This window comes from Aliivibrio kagoshimensis, from assembly GCF_050337105.1.
Lineage (GTDB): Bacteria > Pseudomonadota > Gammaproteobacteria > Enterobacterales > Vibrionaceae > Aliivibrio_A > Aliivibrio_A kagoshimensis.
This window is the reverse complement of the sequence record NZ_JAKJSQ010000024.1, coordinates 19,121-42,120: the sequence shown is the minus strand read 5'-3', so window position 1 is coordinate 42,120 and position 23,000 is coordinate 19,121. Positions and strand designations below refer to the sequence as shown.

General features: G+C 42.8%; 21 protein-coding genes. 12 read left to right on the top strand and 9 right to left on the bottom strand.

Annotated elements, in window-relative coordinates; translation table 11 throughout:
• Positions 1 to 3 precede the first annotated feature (3 nt).
• Positions 4 to 1,071, bottom strand: a complete 1,068-nt coding sequence (locus L4C32_RS10025; protein ID WP_428196739.1) for a hypothetical protein — start codon at positions 1,069 to 1,071, stop codon at positions 4 to 6.
• A gap of 715 nt (positions 1,072 to 1,786) precedes the next feature.
• Between L4C32_RS10025 and L4C32_RS10020 the strand changes: the two genes are divergently transcribed.
• The 6 genes from L4C32_RS10020 (at position 1,787) to hutH (ending at position 9,280) form a co-directional block, all read left to right on the top strand.
• On the top strand, positions 1,787 to 2,443 hold the full coding sequence (locus L4C32_RS10020) for a Qnr family pentapeptide repeat protein (RefSeq protein WP_428196738.1): 657 nt from the start codon (positions 1,787 to 1,789) through the stop codon (positions 2,441 to 2,443).
• 404 nt (positions 2,444 to 2,847) lie between these two features.
• Entirely contained in the window at positions 2,848 to 3,552 is a 705-nt protein-coding gene (hutC, locus tag L4C32_RS10015; protein WP_428196737.1) for a histidine utilization transcriptional repressor HutC, read from the top strand.
• Positions 3,553 to 3,726: 174 nt separating this feature from the next.
• Positions 3,727 to 4,941: an imidazolonepropionase gene (gene hutI / locus L4C32_RS10010; RefSeq protein WP_428196736.1), complete on the top strand. Its 1,215-nt coding sequence runs from the start codon at positions 3,727 to 3,729 to the stop codon at positions 4,939 to 4,941.
• Positions 4,931 to 5,992, top strand: a complete 1,062-nt coding sequence (gene hutG / locus L4C32_RS10005; protein WP_428196735.1) for a formimidoylglutamase — start codon at positions 4,931 to 4,933, stop codon at positions 5,990 to 5,992. Before hutI ends, hutG begins: the two co-directional genes overlap by 11 nt.
• 69 nt (positions 5,993 to 6,061) lie before the next feature.
• Positions 6,062 to 7,732, top strand: coding sequence for a urocanate hydratase (gene hutU / locus L4C32_RS10000; RefSeq protein WP_428196734.1), 1,671 nt, complete (start codon positions 6,062 to 6,064; stop codon positions 7,730 to 7,732).
• A 15-nt stretch (positions 7,733 to 7,747) separates the two neighbouring features.
• Positions 7,748 to 9,280, top strand: a complete 1,533-nt coding sequence (hutH, locus tag L4C32_RS09995) for a histidine ammonia-lyase (RefSeq protein ID WP_428196733.1) — start codon at positions 7,748 to 7,750, stop codon at positions 9,278 to 9,280.
• Positions 9,281 to 9,367: 87 nt separating this feature from the next.
• Here the strand turns inward: hutH and yqfB are convergent, their stop codons facing one another.
• Together yqfB and yegD are read right to left on the bottom strand one after the other, a co-directional pair.
• A complete protein-coding gene (gene yqfB, locus L4C32_RS09990) occupies positions 9,368 to 9,694 on the bottom strand; it encodes a N(4)-acetylcytidine aminohydrolase (RefSeq protein WP_428196732.1) in 327 nt (108 codons plus the stop codon).
• Positions 9,694 to 11,040: a molecular chaperone gene (yegD, locus tag L4C32_RS09985; protein ID WP_428196731.1), complete on the bottom strand. Its 1,347-nt coding sequence runs from the start codon at positions 11,038 to 11,040 to the stop codon at positions 9,694 to 9,696. Before yegD ends, yqfB begins: the two co-directional genes overlap by 1 nt.
• A 164-nt stretch (positions 11,041 to 11,204) precedes the next feature.
• On the opposite strand from yegD, the gene L4C32_RS09980 reads away from it, so the two are divergent.
• Positions 11,205 to 11,936, top strand: coding sequence for a DUF3581 domain-containing protein (locus L4C32_RS09980; protein ID WP_428196730.1), 732 nt, complete (start codon positions 11,205 to 11,207; stop codon positions 11,934 to 11,936).
• Between the two features lie 87 nt (positions 11,937 to 12,023).
• Here the strand turns inward: L4C32_RS09980 and ydiJ are convergent, their stop codons facing one another.
• Positions 12,024 to 15,065, bottom strand: a complete 3,042-nt coding sequence (gene ydiJ, locus L4C32_RS09975; protein WP_428196729.1) for a D-2-hydroxyglutarate dehydrogenase YdiJ — start codon at positions 15,063 to 15,065, stop codon at positions 12,024 to 12,026.
• A 121-nt stretch (positions 15,066 to 15,186) separates the two neighbouring features.
• Positions 15,187 to 16,224 (bottom strand): J domain-containing protein, encoded by a 1,038-nt coding sequence (locus tag L4C32_RS09970; protein WP_428196728.1) that lies wholly within the window; start codon positions 16,222 to 16,224, stop codon positions 15,187 to 15,189.
• 205 nt (positions 16,225 to 16,429) lie between these two features.
• Here L4C32_RS09970 and L4C32_RS09965 point away from each other — a divergent pair, with 205 nt between their 5' ends.
• Together L4C32_RS09965 and L4C32_RS09960 are read left to right on the top strand one after the other, a co-directional pair.
• Positions 16,430 to 17,116: a DUF3334 family protein gene (locus L4C32_RS09965; protein WP_428196749.1), complete on the top strand. Its 687-nt coding sequence runs from the start codon at positions 16,430 to 16,432 to the stop codon at positions 17,114 to 17,116.
• 157 nt (positions 17,117 to 17,273) lie between these two features.
• Entirely contained in the window at positions 17,274 to 17,963 is a 690-nt protein-coding gene (locus L4C32_RS09960) for a DUF2786 domain-containing protein (protein ID WP_428196727.1), read from the top strand.
• A gap of 5 nt (positions 17,964 to 17,968) precedes the next feature.
• Here L4C32_RS09960 and L4C32_RS09955 read toward each other — a convergent pair whose 3' ends face one another.
• On the bottom strand, positions 17,969 to 18,406 hold the full coding sequence (locus L4C32_RS09955) for a hypothetical protein (RefSeq protein ID WP_428196726.1): 438 nt from the start codon (positions 18,404 to 18,406) through the stop codon (positions 17,969 to 17,971).
• 254 nt (positions 18,407 to 18,660) lie between these two features.
• On the opposite strand from L4C32_RS09955, the gene L4C32_RS09950 reads away from it, so the two are divergent.
• On the top strand, positions 18,661 to 18,846 hold the full coding sequence (locus tag L4C32_RS09950) for a hypothetical protein (RefSeq protein WP_428196725.1): 186 nt from the start codon (positions 18,661 to 18,663) through the stop codon (positions 18,844 to 18,846).
• 62 nt (positions 18,847 to 18,908) lie between these two features.
• Here L4C32_RS09950 and aqpZ read toward each other — a convergent pair whose 3' ends face one another.
• Complete coding sequence (aqpZ, locus tag L4C32_RS09945; protein ID WP_428196724.1) at positions 18,909 to 19,604, bottom strand: aquaporin Z; 696 nt, start codon at positions 19,602 to 19,604, stop codon at positions 18,909 to 18,911.
• A 376-nt stretch (positions 19,605 to 19,980) separates the two neighbouring features.
• Between aqpZ and L4C32_RS09940 the strand changes: the two genes are divergently transcribed.
• Positions 19,981 to 20,403 carry a hypothetical protein gene (locus L4C32_RS09940; protein WP_428196723.1) on the top strand — a complete coding sequence of 141 codons (423 nt, stop codon included), beginning with the start codon at positions 19,981 to 19,983 and terminating at the stop codon, positions 20,401 to 20,403.
• A 155-nt stretch (positions 20,404 to 20,558) separates the two neighbouring features.
• Complete coding sequence (locus L4C32_RS09935) at positions 20,559 to 21,959, top strand: basic amino acid/polyamine antiporter (protein ID WP_428196722.1); 1,401 nt, start codon at positions 20,559 to 20,561, stop codon at positions 21,957 to 21,959.
• A 65-nt stretch (positions 21,960 to 22,024) separates the two neighbouring features.
• On the opposite strand, the gene L4C32_RS09930 is transcribed toward L4C32_RS09935, so the two are convergent.
• A complete protein-coding gene (locus L4C32_RS09930; RefSeq protein WP_428196721.1) occupies positions 22,025 to 22,777 on the bottom strand; it encodes a GumC domain-containing protein in 753 nt (250 codons plus the stop codon).
• Positions 22,778 to 22,792: 15 nt separating this feature from the next.
• The gene (locus L4C32_RS09925) at positions 22,793 to 22,951 is read right to left on the bottom strand and encodes a hypothetical protein (RefSeq protein WP_428196720.1); all 159 of its coding nucleotides are present in this window, start codon (positions 22,949 to 22,951) and stop codon (positions 22,793 to 22,795) included.
• Between the last annotated feature and the right edge of the window lie 49 nt (positions 22,952 to 23,000).

The following is a 23,000-nucleotide window of genomic DNA, read 5'->3' as shown; positions in this document are numbered from 1 at the left end:
AATCTACTCCGTAATAAGACCTTCTACTTTTTCACGGTACTCATTGAGTAAATTCATTGCATCTAAATATTGATAAAGGCTGTTACCGTCTAATTGCGATAAAGTAATTTGACCATTTTCAAATTGAAAGCCGTTCCCTTCCGCTTCTTCCCCAAGACCTGTTGCTTCAAGGATTCGGCATAGATTACCTCGGCAGTGATCTTCGACCTCTGCAATTTCAACTCTTAACTTATTATTTAACTCAAACAGGTCATCACGCTCTTTTGGAATCACTATCGATGGAGAGAAGCGATTGTGCATAAATTGTGAAAGAAAATAAGCGACAATAAGACCTGCAGCAGTGTATAAGTTTACAGCCCCAAGAACGACACTGATCAGAATAACCGATGTTGACAGTCCAACAGTCCAACCGAGGTGATAAAGCGTCTGTTTGTTCATCTGCTTACGCTGCGCTTTCACCAAATATGCATTGAGCTCTAATAACTGCTTACAGCCATCTTTTAGTGAACGATCATACAAGTTTAATGATGAGGTAATATCGGAATCTTGTACATGGCTCATTGAACGGACATCTTCATCACATCGAAAATCCTCTGGACTCACCACTGATGATGTGCCACAACCGCTCTGCCCAAGAACACCATTAATAGCGGAAGAGTGATCGCTTGGATTATCAACAATCAGACCCATTTTACGCCAAAATGTCACTCTACGGCCATGAGAGCTACTGCTATCATCACCAATGTCTGAAAGCTCACCTTTCACTTTAACCACTTCATTACTTAATAACTGATGATTGAAGTGGTACTGAAAAAATACCAGCGTCGAGTGTACCAACACAGATCCTTGATCTTGATTGCTCAAGTCCGTCTCCTCTGCTTTTCCGGTAAGATCGGTTAACTCAATGGCTGACAACTTATCGCCGTCAAACGCTAGATTACCCTGAAAGTGAATCCGCTTATCTTCAGGCTCAGCGTTAATATAAAGCCATGCATCAAAATGACCATCTTGATGTGGGAACTCAATTTCAATAATTTGCCCGTTCTGTCTGATGCTGTATTTTGTCTTCATTGGTACCCTCTTAGATCTTTGATAGAGGTAGGTAAATTACCTCGAGCAAACTCATCTGTTTCAGTAGATATTATCAGTAAATCAATTCACTGTTGTTGGCGTGATAACAAAAAAACACGCTTCAAAAAGCATTTTTGGTTTTTATGAATTTAATATCAAAACTCATTACATATTACCGCTTTGGACTCGGTAATAGATGTAAGCAAAGGAACCAACTGCAACCAAAAGAGTAATCGCAAACTTTATCCAAATATATTTCATATTAAGCCTGTTAAAAATATCCAACACTCTTGAAACTATGCCGACTTGAGCTCTACATAGCAATGCAATCGACCACTAAGTTTCATTTAATCTATTAAATTTTCGCCAACTAATTGAGCAAATTTTTCTGTCCGCGATGTAAACCTTTTGATACCACTTGATAATCTTCAAAACCAGTCGTTCGGTATCGCCTCTGAATAATGACTCTATCATCATCAACCTTTCTGCCTACACCGCCGCTGCTCTCAAGAGCCCCTCAGGGGCGCACTAAGGGGATCAATTTTTTTATTGATATACGGCGAGACTGACAGTAAAGAAAGTCTCACTACGGGCCCTCTAGCCCCCTTAAATTGGCTATTTTGATGATTTTAAGTCGCTGATTTGTATGGTGTTGTTTTTATTGCCATTTCACATCTAAATGATAGTCTCCTATTTCATTCAACGAGGGCTATATATGTCAAAAGATAATGAAGTATTTGATCAGGTCGATTTCTCGAATCAGGACTTAAGTGACTCCTATTTTTACCAGTGCAAATTTTATAGATGTAATTTTAGTCACTCCAATCTCAAAGACATTCGATTTGTTGATTGTGTTTTTATCGAACCAGGTGCTATCGAAGGTTGTCATTTTGATTACTGTGACCTGCGTGATGCGTCTTTTAAGGGCTGTCAGCTTTCAATGTCTAATTTTTCAGGAGCAAATTGTTTTGGCATTGAGTTTAGAAACTGTGATTTAAAAGGGGGGAACTTTAATCGTGCTAGTTTCGCTAATCAAGTAAGCCATAATTTCTATTTTTGCTCTGCTTATATCACTGGCTGTAATTTATCTTACGCAAATTTTGAAAGGCAAAACCTCGAAAAGTGTGAGCTTTTTGAAAATAGATGGATTGAGACTAACCTGCAAGGCGCTTCTTTAAAAGAATCAGATTTAAGCCGAGGGGAGTTTTCTGAAAGCTGCTGGGGACAGTTTAAAATACAAGGGTGTAATCTAAGTAACTCGGAGTTAAATGGACTCGATCCAAGAAAAGTTGACTTAACAGATGTCAAAATCTGTACTTGGCAGCAGGAGCAACTACTAGAACATTTAGGTGTTATCGTACTGCCAGATTAAGCAGAGTGTACTGGTGATGTCGCCAGTACACTGCCCTTTAAAACTCTACAGCTGGTTTTTAAGAACCTAATTAAAAATCGATAACAGCTGATTAGATGACTGAAGCAAAGCCTTTCTAATGAGATATTTTAAGTCGGTCGAAACATCCATTTGAAATCGTATTGGGAAGAGTTTGGCGGTAAGTCGAGAGAGTTTTCATTTATACAAATTAACAATTTAGTTGGATTTTCGAAATTCAGCCTATCAGACTGTTTTTATTTCAGATATCCTAATATCTTATAATTGATACTAAGCAGAAATATCCCTACTCTTCTTCAAATCTCCCATAACGTAACCAACTAACTTGCATTCTTTATATAACTATTACATCATTTGTATAGTCAATTACTATTTGGTCAAGCCCTATGAGCAATTCTCCCCGATATATTCAGATTCGCGACTTCATTAGTGAAAAGATAAGCTCGCACACCTGGATACCCGGAGCAAAAATCCCAACTGAGCTTGAGCTTACCAAACAGTTTGGTGTCAGCCGTATGACAGTAAACAAAGCGATTCGCGATCTGGTTAATGACGGGCTATTAGAAAGGACCCCTCGCTTAGGTACCTTTGTCTGTAATAAAAAAGTGGAGTCCCCCCTCAGTGATATCCGTAACATTGCTGATGAAATTCGCCAACGTGGCAAAACCTATAGTAATAAAGTACTGACTCAGATTACTTTACTTGCCGATGATGAGATGGCGATAAGGCTAGGAGTGAAAATTGAAACCCCTATCTTTTTTAGTGAAATCATTCATCTTGAAGATAACATCCCTCTTCAACTTGAATTACGATGGGTAAACCCTGAATTTGCACCTAACTACATTGATCAAGACTTCACTCAAGCAACCCCCAATGAGTATTTAACAAAAAACTGCCCTCTCAGTTCCATAGAACATACTGTTGAAGCCGTTATGGCCACAGATCACGTTCAAAAATACCTACATTTATCCAATTTTGAGCCCTGCCTCCTTCTGAACCGCAGGACCTGGAGCAGTCAAGATCTCATTAGTGTCGCACTACTCTATCACCCAGCAGATAAGTATAAGCTCAGTTTAAAAACCAACGTTTAACACAGACTGTTTCTCACCATTAGTGCCAATTTATTTCAACTGGCACTTTTCATCTTTTGCTCTCTTTTGTTTAACAAATAACGAACTTCATCACAACTTTTCGATCTAAAACTTGCCAATTGTATGTAAATTGTCTATTTAATTGTATATACATTTAAATGCGGTGAAAATCTGATGAATTTACTGTTAACTAACGCAACGATTGTCTCCATGGATCAAAGCGATTCTGATTACCAAGCTAAGCCAAATTCATTTATTGTCATTAACGACAGTAAAATTGAACAGATCGGCGATATGCGCCAACTCCCTTCGGATATCTTTGATCAAACGATCGATTGTAAAGGTCGTTTGGTGACACCAGGTCTTATCGACAGTCATACTCATCTTATCTATGCAGGCTGTCGTGCCAAAGAGTTTGAGCAAAGGTTAACGGGCGTACCTTATGAAGAGATCGCTCGTCAAGGTGGCGGTATTCTCTCTACGGTTTACGCAACGCGTGAAGCGAGTGAAGCGCAACTATTAAAGCTGGCACTAAAACGTCTTTCCGCCCTAATTAGTGACGGCGTCACGACTATTGAGATCAAGTCTGGATATGGATTGACGTTAGAAGATGAACTAAAAATGCTACGTGTTGCGAAACAGTTAGAACAGCATACTCGTATTAAAGTCTCGACCACGCTGCTGGCTGCCCACGCCGTTCCTCCAGAATATAAAGACGATGCCGTGAACTATATTCGTTATGTCTGTGACACCATTATTCCTGCGGCAGTAGAGGCAAAACTGGTCGATTATGTCGATGTTTTCTGTGAAGGAATAGGCTTTAACCTCTACCAAACTCAAGCGGTATTTGAAGCGGCGATTGCCCATGGCCTTGGCATAAAAGGCCATACCGAACAACTGAGTAATCTTGGTGGCAGCATGCTTGCCGCCAAAATGGGTGCATCATCAGTGGATCACGTTGAGTACCTCGATGAGAAAGGCGTGAAAGCACTCGCCAAACATGGCACCGTCGCCACGTTACTGCCAGGGGCTTTTTACTACTTAAGAGAGACCCAGCTGCCTCCTATCGAATTATTGCGTGAACACAAGGTTCCTATGGCATTAGCGACCGATTTTAATCCTGGAACTTCCCCAATCGCCTCATTAACTATGATGATGAATATGGGATGTACCTTATTTAGACTAACCCCTGAGGAAGCACTGCGTGGAGTGACTTGCCATGCCGCTCAAGCACTTGGTTTACAAGCGAGTCGAGGTCAAATACGTGTTGGATATGATGCTGACCTTGCTTTATGGAATATCGAGCATCCGGCACAATTAGCTTATGAAGTGGGAACCCCTCGACTTCATTTACGAATCGTCGATGGGGAGATCTGTCATGACTCATAAACAGAACAATCAACAGGCTTATGCCCCTACTGACTCATCCGTTTGGCAGGGACGCATTGACAGCGAAGATGGTCAAGCTGGCATGCGTTTTCACCAAAAAGTGAACCTGCTGCACCATGTGTCACAGATTGCTGAGCAACAACAATCTGGTGTCGCTCTGTTAGGTTTTGCTTGCGATGAAGGGGTAAAACGCAACAAAGGGCGCGTGGGAGCTGCTCACGCTCCTGATCAAATCCGTAAAGCATTGGCGAATACTGCTTGGCACCACGACTGTTCTAATCATGCTTCTCATCTCGTTGATGTCGGTAATGTTTATTGTTCAGATAGCGATCTTGTTAGCAGCCAAAAACATCTGGCGACTCATGTTGAGACGGCACTCAATCACAGTAATAAAGTGATTGTACTTGGCGGCGGACACGAGATTGCATGGGGAACCTTTCAAGGGCTAGCCCAACATTTCCAACATACTGGTATACGTAAACCAAAGATTGGCATCATTAACTTTGATGCGCATTTTGACCTACGTGCCTACTCTACTGACGATAAAAAATACCCCACCAGCTCTGGTACACCGTTCAATCAAATAGCAAACCACTGTCAACAACTAGGATGGGATTTTAATTACGCCTGCCTAGGTGTGAGTCGTGCCAGTAATACACAAGCACTGTTTAGCATGGCAGAGCAGTTAGGGGTGTTTTACATAGAAGATCATCAGCTTACCACTCAGCACCTTGCTGAGCGTATTGAGGAGTTAGCGGAATTCATTAGCGACGTGGATTATCTCTACTTAACCATAGATATCGATGTGTTCTCTGCCTGCACCGCCCCCGGTGTGAGTGCTCCAGCAGCACGGGGAGTGCCTTATGAAGTCATCGATGCACTGCTTCAACCTATTTTTAACGCCACCGATGAGCTTGGTCAAGCCAAACTCCTCGTGGCTGATTTAGCGGAATTCAATCCCAAATATGACGTTGATAATCAAACGGCAAAAGTGGCTGCTCGATTAACGTGGGATATTTCACGCGCCATGTTTCAACATAACGAATCGTAATTTTTAACACTCACCATTTACGTTACAACGTAGCGGGCTGCATGCCGCACGTTTAAAAAGGAAATTGTAATGACTGATAAACGTTTAGATACATCAAGGACTATTCTGGCCCCTCACGGCACCGAGTTAACCACTAAATCGTGGCAGACCGAAGCACCGTTAAGAATGTTAATGAATAATCTGCATCCTGATGTTGCTGAGCACCCTCACTCTTTAGTTGTTTACGGCGGTATTGGTCGTGCAGCTCGTGATTGGGAGTGTTACGACAAAATAGTAGAAGTATTAACGCGTTTAGAAGACGATGAAACCTTAATGGTTCAATCTGGTAAACCTGTCGGCGTATTTAAAACCCACAGTAATGCCCCACGTGTGCTTATCGCCAACTCTAACTTAGTTCCTCATTGGGCAAACTGGGAACACTTCAACAAGCTCGATAAAGAGGGCTTGATGATGTACGGACAGATGACGGCTGGCTCTTGGATCTACATTGGTTCACAAGGCATCGTTCAAGGTACTTATGAAACCTTTGTTGCCATGGCTAAACAGCATTTCGACGGCTCAGCAAAAGGCCGTTGGGTACTGACCGGTGGTTTAGGCGGCATGGGTGGTGCTCAACCACTAGCGGCAACCATGGCTGGTTTTTCAATGATCGCCGTTGAGTGCGATGAGTCACGTATTGATTACCGTCTACGTACGGGTTATGTCGATAAAAAAGCGACTACCCTTGATGAAGCGCTTGCCCTACTTGATGACGCTCTAAAAACGGATACCCCAACTTCAATTGGTCTTTTAGGTAATGCAGCGGATATTTTCCCTGAACTTGTTAAACGTGGCGTAGTGCCAGACTGTACCACTGACCAAACTTCAGCACACGATCCGCTCAATGGCTATCTGCCTCAAGGCTGGACCATGGAACACGCCGCAGCAATGCGTAAAGAGGATGAAGCTGCGGTAGTTGATGCGGCTAAAAAGTCGATGGCTATACAAGTACAAGCGATGTTGGATCTGCAAGCAGCAGGGTCCGCGACAGTAGATTACGGTAACAACATCCGTCAGATGGCACTCGAAGAGGGAGTCGAAAAAGCGTTTGATTTCCCAGGCTTTGTTCCCGCTTATATTCGTCCACTGTTTTGTGAAGGCATTGGTCCTTTCCGCTGGGCTGCGCTATCTGGCGATCCAGAGGATATTTACAAGACCGATCAGAAAGTCAAAGAGCTTATCCCTGATAATCCGCACCTGCACAACTGGTTAGATATGGCCCGTGAGCGTATTCAATTCCAAGGCTTGCCATCACGTATCTGCTGGGTCGGTCTCAAAGATCGTCAACGTTTAGGTTTAGCCTTTAACGAGATGGTAAAAAATGGCGAGCTGAAAGCGCCGATTGTGATTGGTCGTGACCACTTAGATTCAGGATCCGTTGCTAGTCCGAACCGTGAAACAGAAGGTATGATGGATGGCTCTGATGCCGTCTCAGATTGGCCACTACTGAATGCCCTGCTTAATACTGCGAGTGGCGCAACATGGGTATCACTTCATCATGGCGGCGGCGTAGGAATGGGCTTCTCTCAGCACTCAGGTATGGTGGTTCTGTGTGACGGAACTGATGATGCGCATGAGCGTGTTGGCCGTGTACTTCATAATGACCCAGCAACAGGTGTTATGCGTCACGCTGACGCAGGTTATGACATCGCAAAGAAATGTGCAAAAGAGCAGAACTTAGATCTGCCAATGCTTAAGTAATTAATGGAGACCAATATGTATCAACTTACTCTTAAGCCAGGACACCTTACACTGGCACAGCTTCGTCAAATTAGCCGTTCTCCAGTCACGTTATCCCTTGATCCTAGCTGTCATGCCGATATCCATGCTAGTACTGATATCGTTAACAATGTGATTGCTGAAGATCGCGTTGCCTATGGCATTAACACTGGGTTTGGCTTACTGGCTAATACTCGTATTGCCCCAGAAGACCTGGAAACACTGCAGCGCAGTATCGTTCTCTCTCATGCAGCAGGGATCGGTGAGTTCATGAACGACGAGACCGTACGTGTCATGATGGTACTAAAAATCAACAGCCTAGCTCGTGGTTTTTCTGGTATTCGCCTCTCTGTTATTGAAGCACTGATCCAACTGGTCAATGCAGAAGTTTACCCATGTGTCCCTAAAAAAGGGTCTGTGGGTGCTTCTGGCGATTTGGCACCTCTTGCACATATGAGTACCGTACTACTTGGTGAAGGTGAGGCTCGCCATCAAGGAAATGTGATTTCAGGTGCAGAAGCCCTTAGCATTGCTGGTATGGAGAAAATCACCCTTGCTCCGAAAGAGGGACTGGCACTACTGAATGGTACCCAAGCATCAACCGCCTTTGGTTTAGAGGGCCTATTTGCTGCTGAAGACCTGTACGCCTCTGCAACACTGTGTGGCGCAATGACGGTAGAAGCCGCGCTTGGAAGCCGCCGTCCGTTTGACCCGCGTGTACACCGTGTACGTGGACATCGCTCACAGATGGACGCTGCAGAGATGTATCGTCATATTCTGGATAGCCACAGTGATGTTGGAAACTCTCACACAGTCTGTGAAAAGGTTCAAGACCCCTATTCACTGCGTTGTCAACCTCAAGTCATGGGAGCATGCTTGCAGCAGATCCGCAACTCCGCAGACATCTACGAAGTTGAATCTAACTCGGTATCCGATAACCCGCTAGTGTTTGCTGATGATGGTGACATTATCTCTGCCGGTAACTTCCACGCTGAACCGATTGCCATGGCCAGTGATAATCTCGCACTAGCCATTGCGGAGATTGGCAGTTTGTCAGAGCGTCGTATGGCACTGCTTATCGATAGCGGTTTGAGCAAACTTCCTCCATTCTTAGTGAATAATGGCGGTGTAAACTCGGGTTTTATGATTGCGCAAGTCACCTCAGCAGCATTAGCTAGTGAGAATAAATCTCTAGCGCACCCTGCTTCTGTAGACAGTTTGCCGACCTCTGCTAACCAGGAAGACCATGTCTCAATGGCTACCTTTGCCGGTCGTCGTCTAAAAGACATGGCTGAGAATACTCGTGGTATTTTAGCGGTTGAATTGCTAGCTGCAGCACAAGGACTAGACTTCAGAGCACCGCTTAAGTCTTCCCCCTTGATTGAGCAAGCTAAAGCAGAACTTCGTGAACGCGTCGACTTTTATGACAAAGACCGTTATTTTGCACCTGACATCGAGAAAGCGAACCAGCTTATCCTTGAAGCCGCGCACAATAAACTGGTCTCTGCTGAGATGCTACCGAGTTTCTAAGAAATTGTGAAAAATAGAGACAATAAAGGCTTAAAAGCGTGCTGCTTTTAAGCCTTTTCTTTACCGCATTACTCTCATGGTAATAAGCTAGATCAAATGGTAGGAGATCACATACAGTTGCCCCAAATCAGGGTAAATCTCTTTAATCACCGCCTTTAATTCGCCTAATGTCATGTTCTCTTGCTTCGCATGATATTCAGCCAGGTCGTCAAACAAGATTGGCTCAACCGCATCTATCTGCAACTGACAGAACCAACGGGACTCTTCCAGCGTCTGTACATCGACCACGGATCCTACTTGGTACCCTTTTTCAGATTCATCGCGTATGGTGATCACTTTTTTACCTGACAAAATATCGGCTTCAAATCGCGCAAAAAATGTCAGGATCGTCGGTGGCTGTTGTAACTCTGTCATTATCTAAAACACCTCTCTGCCCAGTAGGTTAACCCTGAGGTAACCGATCCAAAATAGTCTCCCCCAATAATCTCTATATTTGGTAGCTGTTGCTGCAGAGCATTACGCAGAATCGGCGAACGCGCAGAGCCCCCTGTAATATAGATAACATCAGGTTTCACTTGTGCTTGTTTGATCGCTTCATCCACCAGCTCATTAATCTTTTGCTGAGGAATGGCAATCGCCTGCGCAAGCTCGTGCGCATTGATTTCTAAACTCTCATTAATATAGTCCAAATTCACACTATGTTGATTGTGCTCCGAGAGCGCAATTTTGGTTTTCTCTGCGTCACGCACAACACGATAACTCAGCTTTTCCGTATACAACTTAATTAATCGAGCAAAGATCTCAGGCTTCTGAGCATTTCGATAAAGTTGCTCTAAGTCACTGCGGTTTGCTTTCGCATAAAAGTCGCTCTGTGCAGCAACATTGTTAATCGCTACAGGGTTCCAAAACTGGCTTATTGGCATATCAATGCCTTTTAAGGTCTTAGTTTCGCTGCCAAACAGTGGCATTAACTTACGATGTGCAAGATGAATATCTAAATCGTTCCCCCCAACTCGACAACCTGTGTGCGCTAAGGTCCCTTGATGTCTATCGGTAGCGTTCAACCAAGAAGGGCCCATCTTAATGATCGAGCAATCTGTGGTTCCACCGCCAATATCAACCACTAGTACGGTCTTATCCAGTGTGAGCGTCTGTTCAAAGTTCAAACCTGCAGCAACAGGTTCGAGTTGAAATTCAATCTCTTTAAAGCCAGCACGTCTGGCAGCAGACTCTAAGATCGAGAGTGCCTGATGATTCGCGTCATCACCTTTATTACCTTGAAAGTTTACAGGCCGTCCAATCACTGTTTGACTGATCTCTAGCTGTAATACCTTCTCTGCTTGGCGCTTGATATTACTCATCATGGCACAGACTAAATTTTCAAACAGGGCTATCTGTACATCCTGTAGACCTGTGACCCCCAAAAACGATTTAGGCGATTTAACATAATAGACCTCCTCGGGATCCTCAACATAGAGATCCAGTGCCGCCTGACCAAACTGAAGCGACTGCGAATCAACGCGAATGTCTTCTTTTCGATTAAAAGCAACCGCTTGATGCAGAAGCTGTTCTCCAATTTGAGAGATAGGAGGAATATTCCAGTGCTTAAACAGATATTCACTCACCGCCTCTCGTGTTGGGGCACAAAGCGTAGAGGGGATAAAACAGTTTTCCCCTTCTAATTGAATCAGTTGAGGCTTCCCATCAACCATCTGAGCCATTGCGCAACTTGCTGTACCGTAATCAAAACCAACAAACATACCGATACCTTGAATTATTGAGGGCCGTTGATTTTACGGGTTATTTAGGCTTTAGCAATGTTCTTTAGCATCGTACGGCTAATTTTAATTAGTTAAGTGTGTCTTCTCTACGGTTACTTGCTATACTCCGCCAAATCTCATTTAAGGTATTTATTTATATTATTATGCAGCTAACCCAATTTTATTCAGAAACTGACCAAAAATTTCAATTCAGCCGTGAACAATCAAGTAACTTTGCAAAAAAAGTCGCTCGAGATTTCAACCCAATCCATGACGTTGATGCCAAACGTTTTTGTGTACCAGGCGATCTGTTATTTGCGGTATTACTGTCTAAAACGGGCATCAGTGAAAAGATGCATTTTGATTTTTCAGGTATGGTCAACGACGGTGTGCAACTCTCTATTTCGCACAACACCGACAATACCTATGCACTTGCATCGAGCGATGATGTCAATAAAGAGTTCTTAACGGTTACGCGTTCTGGAGAGATCAACAATAACCCTGAGTTTATTGAGCACGTTGTTGAGAACTATGTTCAGTTTTCTGGAAAGAACTTCCCGCACATTATGGTGCCACTTATGGAAGAGAAACAGTTAATGATCAACCCTGCTCGTCCATTGGTAATTTATGAAAGTATGGAGCTTGAGTTTACCCGCCTAGACCTTTCTAACCCTGAAGTTGAATTTACGGGTGCCACCATGGATATTGAAGGCAAACGCGGTGTGGTAAGTTTGAACTTTACCTTTACCGAAGATGGTATTGAAGTTGGCCATGGCATTAAACGTATGATTGCAACTGGCCTAAAGCCATATGAGCATGAAGCGATGGATGAGTTGGTGAATAGATTCAATCAGCGTAAAGAGCAGTATTTAGCGGCCAACTCAATCGCCGCTTAATTAACAAAACACAGTAAAAAGGCTTCTATCTAGAAGCCTTTTTTGTGCCTGTGGTTTATAGCACTTTCTTTTTATAACTCTTTTCGTTTATAACAAAGCTTGCAGCGGATGCTTCATCTTAGTGGAGTCAAGTCGTTTCGCTTGGCTACGACAAGAGTACCCAGTGGCTAAACACCGCTCTTTGGGTAACTTATCCAAATTGAGCTGCCAGCTTAGGGAGAAGATATCTTTCGACGTCTGTAACTTATCTGCTTCATGACCAAATGTACCCGCCATACCACAACAACCAACAGGAATGGTCTGTAGGGCAATGCCGAAATGGGTAAAGATTGCGCCCCACTCTTTTTCTGAGTTTGGTAACATGGTTTTTTCAGTACAGTGGCCAAACAAATACCAAGGTTTCAAATCTTGCGCCCCTAAGGAGTGAAATTCCTGTAATCTTGGCAGTAACCACTCATGCACCAACAACACATCAAAGTCACCTCGTTGCTCCCCAAGAGCATCTTTATACTCATCGCGGTAACAAAGCACGAGTGCAGGGTCTACTCCCACTAAAGGAATGTTAAGTTCAGCCACTTCAGCTAAAAATTCCGCTGTCGACGAGGCTGTTTTTGCAAACGCCTTTAAAAATCCTTTTACATGTTGCGCTTTACCGTTAGGTTTAAACGGCAGTAATATCGGCTTTTTACCTAAATTTTGTGCCAACAATACAAAATCAGCCACCACATCGGCATCATAAAAACTAGTAAACGGATCTTGTACAATAAGCACATAGCTGTTTCTTTCTGAATCTGACAGTGCCTTTAACCACTCTAAATCGAATTTAGCTGGATGTTGCCCTGCAAACCGCTCATTAAGAGTTGGCATCGACAATGCCGGTGTGTCTACATACCCAATCGCTAACTTGGTTAAATTTTGCACCCAACGCGGAGTCATCACCGCATTAATTACCGCGGGCATTTTCGCCATCAGCGGTAACATTGTCTCAATATTACCTACCAGGTAATCTTTAGCAGGACGCTGGTAGCGATCATAATAGATATTCAAAAAACGCGAACGGAAATTAGGAACGTCCACTTTAATCGGGCATTGACTGGCACACGCTTTACACGCTAAACAGCCATTCATCGCTTCGTAGACTTCGTGCGAGTAATCGTACTCTTTCTTTTTGTTATAACTGTTTTTAATTCGGTCAATGATCTGCTTGATACTTGGGCGCTTGGTGAGCAACTGTTGCTCAAGCTCAATAGGGTCTACGCCCTGCTCAGCCAATTGTCGTAACCATTCACGCACCAGACCCGCTCGCCCTTTTGGTGAGTGACGTCGATCCGCGGTTACTTTCATTGAAGGGCACATTGGCGAGTCGAGATCATAATTAAAGCAGAGACCATTGCCATTACACTCCATCGCTTGATTGAAGCTATCTCTCACCTCTATCGGAATTTGGCGATCATAAAAACCCCGTTTGGTGTCTGATACTTTAACCAACGTCGCATCACTATGAAGCGGCGTACATATTTTACCTGGATTCATTTTATTATCAGGATCAAACGACGCTTTCACTCTGCGCAATTCAGTAAAGAGTGCTTCGCCAAAAAATGCAGGGCTATATTCTGAGCGGAACCCTTTTCCATGCTCCCCCCACATAAGTCCGCCATACTTTGCCACCAGCGCCACCACGTCATCAGACACTTCGTGCATCAACTTTTCTTGTAGCGGATCGCACATATCTAACGCAGGCCTAACGTGTAATACCCCTGCGTCTACATGTCCAAACATACCGTAATGTAACTCTTTACTGTCGAGTAACTGACGAAATTCAACAATAAAATCGGCAAGGTTCTCTGGTGGCACGCAAGTATCTTCAGCAAAAGCAATCGGTTTAGCGCTGCCTTTTGTAGCCCCTAACAGACCAACCGCTTTTTTGCGCATGTTATAAATGCGACCGATACTGGCAATGTCATCACAGCGCTGATAACCAATGACACCGCACGCTTCAGTCTGTTGCATCTGCTCTAGCTGCTCCACTAAAGTGGAAACTTGTTGGTTTACTTGCTCAACATTATCCCCAGCAAACTCAACCATGTTAATGCCCTGCATCTCTTTGCCAGGTACATCACTAATAAGATCGTTAACACTGTGCCAAACGATATCTGCGCGGGCTAAATTCAAGACCTTAGAGTCAATAGTTTCCACTGACAGAGCATTCGCTTCAACCATAAACGGGGCATTACGTAGGGCTGAGTCAAAGCTGTTGTATTTAATATTGAGTAACACACGGGCTTTTGGGATCGGTGTAATGTTTAATTTAGCTTCAGTAATAAATGCTAATGAGCCCTCTGCACCACACAGTACTCGGGTAATATCAAATTGGGTAAGGTCATTATCATACGCATTTTTAAGATCGTACCCCGTTAAGAATCGATTTAAAGGGGGGAACTTATCAAGGATCTGCTGGCGGTTATGGCGGCACACCTGCTCGGTCACTTTCAGTGCCTGTGTGGCGAGACTGCTGTCGTTCAGTTGTTCAATATCGTCAATGGCATGGGGTTGAGTTTGCAACACAGAACCATCGGCAAATACTGCTTCAAGAGAGAGGACATGGTCTGAGGTTTTGCCATATTTTAATGAACCTTGACCTGAGGCGTCAGTATTGACCATACCACCAATAGTCGCGCGGTTACTAGTCGAAAGGTCTGGTGAGAAAAAATAGCCATGGGGACGTAAAATATCATTCAATTGATCTTTAACCATACCACTTTGAACTCTCACCCAGCCCTGTTCAACATTAAGTTCAACCAACTGGTTCATATGACGTGAGAGATCAACAATAATGCCTGGAGTAAGCGATTGGCCATTAGTCCCGGTACCACCACCACGCGCTGAGAACGTCACAGATAGAAACTGAGGTTTTGCCGCCAGTTGACCAATTAATATGACATCATTGGTACTTTTAGGGTGGATAACCGCTTGTGGCAGCTGCTGGTAGACACTGTTGTCGGTGGCCACCGCAAGACGACTGGCGTACTGTTTTTCGATATCCCCCGTAAATCCAGACTGAGCGAGCTGGTCTAAGTAATCGAGTGTGTGTGAATCAATTGCTGATTGGTATGGTAATGCCGGTATCATCGCTTCTTTCCTTTTCCCTATGTCTACTGAATCCATCAGTATGGGATTTTTATAATTACCTCCACTTTACAACATTCCGTTACAGTAAAAAATTCTAATATCAGTTATTCACATAAAATCTTTATAATTCAGGCGGCATGGCTGCACACTGCTGCTGTAACTGCTCTAAAGCCTCAACAAATTGCGTATTGCTAAATGAGTCTTCAGCAAATCGAAGCAATTTCGCGTTCTGCCAACTCTGAGTAGATGCTCCGTTGCCATAGAGGATCTGATACACAAACCACTCTCCCTCTTGTCGTAAATACTCTAGATTGGCCGCCACGCGTAACGGTCTAGTCTCGTGATTCAAATAGAAATTAAAATCTCCATTACAATCTCTGGCTACCATAGACCCTTGCTCATTTTTAATCGCAATATAAGGGATAAAAGTATTCAAATAATAGCGAAGCTGCCATTGACCAGCCGTTTGAGAAGGCAAGATGTAGAGAATCTCTTCTGGTGCTTCACTCTCTGATTTCACTAAAGAGGAGTGGCCAATTTCCGCAGGCTCAGTGTCCAGCTTTGTCTCAACCTCCTTTTCTACTATTGGCGGTATAGGTGTGTGGTTAATCAGTGACTGCATCCACTCAACCACAGTCCATTCCACTTTGTGATACGACATGTATCCAGCACTAAGAGCCATAATGATGATAAACAAAACCGCGATAGCGATGGAGCGCAGTGAATGACTCTTTTTATCTGATGATTGATAACGCGGGCTTTGCCTGTTTTTAAACGCTAAAATTTGTTTCTCAGCCTCGGCAAGAGAGATCCTTGTTTTCATCAAGGCTTCATTGGCTTGATTCAGTTTTTGCTGTTGCTTGGTATAGTGCTGATTCTCTTGTTGCAGCTTGCTATTCTCTTGTTTAAGTTTCGCTATCATCTTATGCATGGATTGAGCTTGAATCACTGTTTCAGCATCTACTGAGCTTGAGCTATACACATCCTGCACCCCACTACCTGAAAGGACTTTTTCATAGGCTCGGTTGATCAGCAGCATCAAAGCGGGGTTGCCTCCTTTATCTGGATGCACCCTGTTACTCAGCAATTTATACTGGCGCTTTATCTCTTGTTCACTACTATTGGGAGTAGTGCCTAGAATATCGTGATAGCAATCCATTTAACTAATATCCTGATTAAAAAAACAATTGATGAAAGAAGTACGACTTTATATAGCCTTGATTCTAATTTAGTTATCGGATGAAATAAACAAAGCTTGAATATAAGTAGTTGAAGCCCTATCTCTCATTCTGATGCTTTATCGGTATACACACTACCTAAAATCAGGCATAAATCGGCTATAGGTCTTTTCTGAGAATTAAATGATGAAAAAAACAAAAACAGTCACTACCGAAGATATCCTGCTTAAACTATGCCAATCCGTTACTGGTGTGTTGTCTAAAGCAACAGACGCTTCCATTAACTACTCTGCAATGGTTCAAAAAATCAACAAAACCAGCTTAAAACCTGATGTGGGTTGTTTTGTTCTTTTTGATGGTGGTTTTTCAGGTCTGGTTGTCACTAACTTTACCTCTCAAGCTGCGTTAGAGATCTACCAAGATTACATGCTACACATGGGCATGCCCCTTGAAGAGTTAGCGATCATGCACACCTCTGATGAAGTGGCAAATGTACTGGGTGAGTTAATGAATCAAATCATTGGTGATTTCACTGGTAAAGTACAAAAAGATCTACAGACGTCAATTACACAGAACCAACCAAAAATGCTAGCGTTGAATAAGCAAGTTAACTTGTCGGTTGATACTAACTTAGATCGCCCACAAGCTCGTCGCGTCACCTTTACTACGCAGAAGAACAACATCTTCTATCTTGAGCTAGCAATGGACAAAACTGAGTTCATTCAACTGCACGACTTTGAAAAAGAAGAAGACACTTGCCCTGATAGCATCATCGAGCAAGAACGACTCTCTCAACAGCAAAAAAAGGCAGAGACTGAAACTAAATCGCAAGCTGAAGTAGACAACGATCTCCTCGATGAACTAGGTATCTAACACTCATATCTAGTAGCTTCCTACGATAATCCATCTCGTATTAGTCACATATTGATACGGGATGCATCGATTGAATTCCCCATTCAAACAGTTTTACCTTTCACATTTCTTCATCATCAAGTAAAATAAGCGCCCTTTTTAGAATTTGGATCTCTCTATGTCGAACAGCAAGCAAAAGGCACTGAAGAAAATAGCGAAGTGTCTTGAGCTGGGTAATTCAGCAAACGTCAATGAAGCCGCTCAAGCTATAAAAATGGCTCATCGATTGATGCTAAAGTACGGTTTAGACAAAGATGACATTGAATTTATAAAACTTGGTAAAACCAAGTCTACTCACCTACTACCTACAACGATTAGCTCTACGGTTCTTAGAATTATCCGCGGAATTAATACTCGATTTGGTGTTGAAGCGGTGCTAACCAATCATAAAGGGTTAAAACGTGCTGAGTTCATCGGAGAAGCAGATCGTGCGATATTTGCTGCCTTCGCCTTTGACATTATCTATCGTGAATTAAATGAACACAGTGGTTTGTTTAAAAACAGCTTCTCAGGATCTGGGACAAGTACCGTTGAAGTGACTCGCCGAGTCAGTTCATTTGTGGCTGGCTGGGTAGAAGGTGCGTTGGAAAAATTGCCTATTATCAGTCCAGATGACGATTCAAACAATAAAATCAATGACTATATAGATAAAGAGTTTCAGAACATCGACAGAGAGACCTTTAAACAGCAATTGCGTGACGCGATGGGTAAGATCACTGCCGATTATGAAAAAGGACTGAAAAAAGGACGTAAGCTCTCTGTAAGCCGACCTATTGACGGTGCACAAGCACCGAAAATGCTACGTTAATACTATTACTCTTGAGTTTCGCCTTTAGTGGCTAACTCTTTTTTGACTCTTAGTGCTGCAAAGCGAGCCATTCTAAGCGCTTCATCACCATGACGCTTGATACTGAATGATTTTGAGCATTTGCGGCCATTAAAGTCTCGCCACTCAACAGACCACGCTTCATACTGCTTTACCGTCTCGTCTTTCATCTTTTTCACTTGGACAGTTTTGCGAATATTCACCCCTTTTCCACGATGAAACTGTTTACGATACGCGCCCTTTTTAATCATGGCCCACTTACTTGATCCCCAGATCTCCCGACCTACAGTATTTAAGTATTTTATGGCTTCGGCTTTCGGGTCTTCATATTTGGATTGGCTGAAATGCTTTATGTGGTAGCTGCCTTCAGGCTCAGGAATTTTCGCCCGGTAAGCACCATGTTTTAAAGCAGTAATTCCGTACATTAAAATAACCTCAAAAAAATTATGACAAATCCATTCATGCGAGCTAGATATCATCCCTAAGCGCTATCTTCATATATTATAATACTTATCTACTTAACTGTAGGGTTCGAAGTAAGATTCGGCCTCTTTTTACTTCACGGTTTCTTTATTTATTGTGAAATTTAACATTGTTGCAACAATGATGTATTATGTGCTTGAAAATACAGTTTATCTAGAAAATAAATGATATATATAATAATCATAGAGGAATAAAAATGTTTGGAATAGAAGGGATTTGTGATTGGTGCCATCGCCCAGCGATGCTGCTTCAACACAATTATTGTGATGGCTTAAAACATTATTCCTGTGAAGAGTGTAATGATCACGCTCAGCAAGATGTTCGTCAATTCAATCAAGCTGAAATGGCATTAAGCAGTGCTAAGGCAACAGTCAATAGCTAGGTCTCTCGTATAAGATTGAAGACCGTGAAAGGCAGAATAATCATTATTCTGCCTTTACTCTTTTATATGCCCTTAGATTCACAACCTACCACACGATAAATCATGGCCCCGAGTACTGCCCCAATCACAGGTGCTAACCAGAACAACCACAACTGCGATACAGCCCAGTCCCCTGCGAACAAGGCAACACCAGTACTTCTTGCTGGGTTTACCGAGGTGTTGGTAACAGGAATACTAATCAAATGAATCAGCGTTAAGCAGAGTCCAATAGCAATTGGGGCAAATCCGGCTGGTGCACGTTCATCAGTTGCACCAAGAATGACGATTAAGAACATCATAGTCATTACAATTTCACACACCAAGGCGGCCATTAAAGAGTACCCCCCTGGAGAGTGATCACCATAACCATTCGAAGCAAAACCTGTAGTCACATCAAACCCAGTTTGACCGCTAGCAATCACATATAAAACACCACCGGCGATCAGACCACCGGTTACTTGTGCCACAATATATGGCACTAACTGACTCGCAGGGAATCGTCCTGCCGTACACAAGCCAATCGACACGGCTGGATTCAAATGGCAACCAGAAATATGCCCGATCGCAAATGCCATGGTTAATACCGTTAAACCGAATGCCAGTGACACTCCAACAAAACCGATCCCCATTTCAGGGAAACCCGCCGCTAGTACGGCACTACCACAACCACCCAACACTAACCAAAAGGTACCGATACATTCGGCCATGTACTTATTCATTATTATTTCCTGTTCTATTTCAATATATTAACCTTCCAAAAAGCATAACGATCATTTGGAAAATAACGTGTTTCTTCAATGAGACTGTTCGGAATTATTGAATATGAGAAAAAAAATCAGAGAATAGAGACAGTAAGCCACTGTAGATTGCCAGTGTGGTTCTCATCAATGAAGTTTACGATAAGCATGAAATAACCCGAAGTTAACATATTGATATTTAGAATCATTGTGTACCACCGTAATAGAAACAAACAATAGCAAAGATTCAATTTGCAGTTTTTTTACACAAATCGCTTGCCAAGTAGCCGATTTGAAAGTACTGTATATATCCACAGGCTGTATATATGATCACTACTTAATTATAGGGAATTCAGCGATGAGCAATCAATACACACTACATAATAACGCGCTTGCTTTTAACAATGGCTATAACCGTAAAAACCCTCTTTCAGGCATTCAAACCTCAACAGTCGACAACAGCGATGCAGACCAGCTATTGAAGACATTAAAAGAGCTTAGCCGATTGAATAAATGGATTTTCATTACACATACCGCTGACATTCCCGAGAGAGGTATTTTAGAGGCCGCTGGTATTGATTTAAGTAAACTGGTTGTTCTAAAAGAGTCCTCTTCTCTTTCGGATTTAGAGGTTATTAATAAAGCGCTCTGCGCCAATACTGCAAGTGCTATCATCAGCGCAAAACCTGAGCACCATAAAGATGCCCTGTCTGTTTTACAACACGCTGCAGAGTTTACAACCAAGGTTATGTTTACTAGTTCTGCTGTTTCTCTACACTAAGTAATACAGAGTATTACCAATCGTTAACAATTTATAAATATTAGCGTCTGAGAAGGTGTTCTACCTCAGATAATCGGCAAATTTGTAAATCTAAAGCTCCACGCTAAGTGAAAACGCTATATAATTCTGAGCTTCATTTTTGCTCAGAGGTTCCTTTGGAGAAAAAACTTGGTTTAGGCTCATTGACTGCATTAGTTGTTGGCTCAATGATAGGTGCGGGGGTATTTAGCCTACCGCAAAATATGGCGGCAGTCGCCAGTCCGGCAGCAACATTGATTGGCTGGATAATCACTGGAATAGGCATGACTTTTCTTGCTTTCTCTTTTCTCTTCTTATCTCGCATCAAACCTGACATTGAAACTGGCGTATTTGGATACGCTCAAGCGGGTTTTGGCAACTTCATCGGCTTTAATTCAGCCTGGGGTTACTGGCTCAGTGCCACACTCGCTAACGTCTCTTACCTTGTTATTGTTTTCAGCACGTTTGGAATGCTCTTTGATACTCCGGATAATATTCTGTTCGGTGACGGAAATACCTACCTCTCTCTCGCAGGCTCTTCCCTTCTACTTTGGGCGATACACCTTTTAGTCTCAAAAGGCGTACAAACCGCTTCTTTGATTAACCTGGTTACCACCATCGCAAAAATTGTCCCGCTAGGTATTTTTATTGTTTTTGCTTTTATGGCATTTAAATGGGACACCTTCGTATTTGATTTCTCAGGCCTCCATTTTGGAGAAGAGACGGGGCTTTTAGATCAAGTTAAAGCCTGTATGTTGATTACGGTATGGGTGTTTGTTGGTATCGAAGGGGCTGTTATTGTTTCGAGCCGTGCTAAACATAGACAGGATATCGGACGAGCAACCATTATGGGCCTTGCCACGGCCTTAACGATCTATGTGTTAGTTAGTCTACTTTCAATGGGAGTCATTAAGCCGGTTGAACTCGCTGGGTACGACAATCCATCAATGGCGGTCATACTTGAACATATCATTGGACCATTTGGCCGACTATTAATTTCTATTGCTCTACTTATCTCTGTGTGCGGTGCATTTTTAAGTTGGACCGTTCTGGCTTCAGAAGCGCCTTATTTGGCTGCTAAATCAAACATGTTCCCTTCTGTTTTTTCCAAACAAAATAGCGCTGGCTCACCAATTAATGCTCTGCTATTAACTAATGGTGGTGTCCAAATTTCACTGTTATTGGTAACTTATCTTGGTGGTACTTATGACAAGCTGTTAATTATCGCTTCTGAGATGATTTTGGTCCCTTACTTTTTAGTGGCTGCTTATATGCTTAAAATTGCGATTGAAACTAAGAACCGTGGTTCGCATTTGTTGGTAGGTATACTGGCAACAGTATATGGAATATGGTTGCTGTACGCTTCTGGTTTAGAGTACCTATTGCTTTCATCACTGCTCTACCTGCCAGGTGTCTTCTTTTACCTTAAAGCAAGAAAAGAGCATCAATTAACGGCATTCAACACGAAAGATATTGGTCTCCTTATCGCGTTAGTCATCGCCTCGATGATGGCCGTGTATTCACTGTTTAGCGGCTAAGGCTACCTGCTTCAAAGTACACACTTTCAATGACAATAAACCCCACCAGCGTGGGGTTTATCGAATTACATGCCTAACCCTTCACTGATCGAGTCAATTTCATTAATGTCCATGTTGTGTATGTCCAGTTCTTGGTTTAGCTCAGAGCGTCGCTGTTTCAAGCTATCTAATGCATTACAAGAATCTGAAGCACTGTCCCAGCCCTTCCCACTCTCATAAGCTTGGCAGTCTGCTGTCATTCTTTTGATCTTAGCGGGTAAAGTATTCAGCTCTTGCTCAATAATAATCACCTTCTCTTTCAATACCAATTGACGTTGAAAAAGCTCTTTTGCACGGCTAAGCATCGTTAATTGCAAACCGACTTGATTATTCAACTGATCGACGGTGGCATTCAGAGATTCAACTTGGCTATCCAACTCCTCATTTTGTCGATTCATGTCAGCGTTTTTCGTTTTCAGCGTTTGGTTTGTCTCTTCTAGCTTTGTTAGGTTGGCTTTCAGCTTTAGCTCTTCCTGATTAACCACCTCTACTTTCACCTCTTGCTGTTTTTGCTGCGCTTCAATGATTGATTGACTTAATTTTTCAAGATTCTGCTTGTACTTCTCAACGGTGTGATTCGAATCAGCCAGTTTCAATTCGATTTTTTGATACGCTTCACGCCACTTAGTAGAGGAGAGGTGATCGCCTATGAATCCCCCCACAGCTAGACCAAGTAATACACCAAGTAGTGCGACCCAATAGAAACCCGCTTTATGTTCTTCAATGACGACCACGTCACTATCGTTCATCTCTTGATGTTTGTCGTATCTCTGTTTCAAGCTTAACCTCGTGACCTATCTAAATAATTCCATTGTCATCACTACCAATATATAGGCAACCAGCGATCCTAATACGCTAATAATGACAAATTTTTGCAGTTTTTCATTGGTTCGGTAGCGAATTAGAAGAAAACTCACTAGCAAAAGACCAAATATTGCACCGATTCTCAACATAACTCACTCCCCAATATATACCGCTATCACTTTAGCATATCCATGTCCC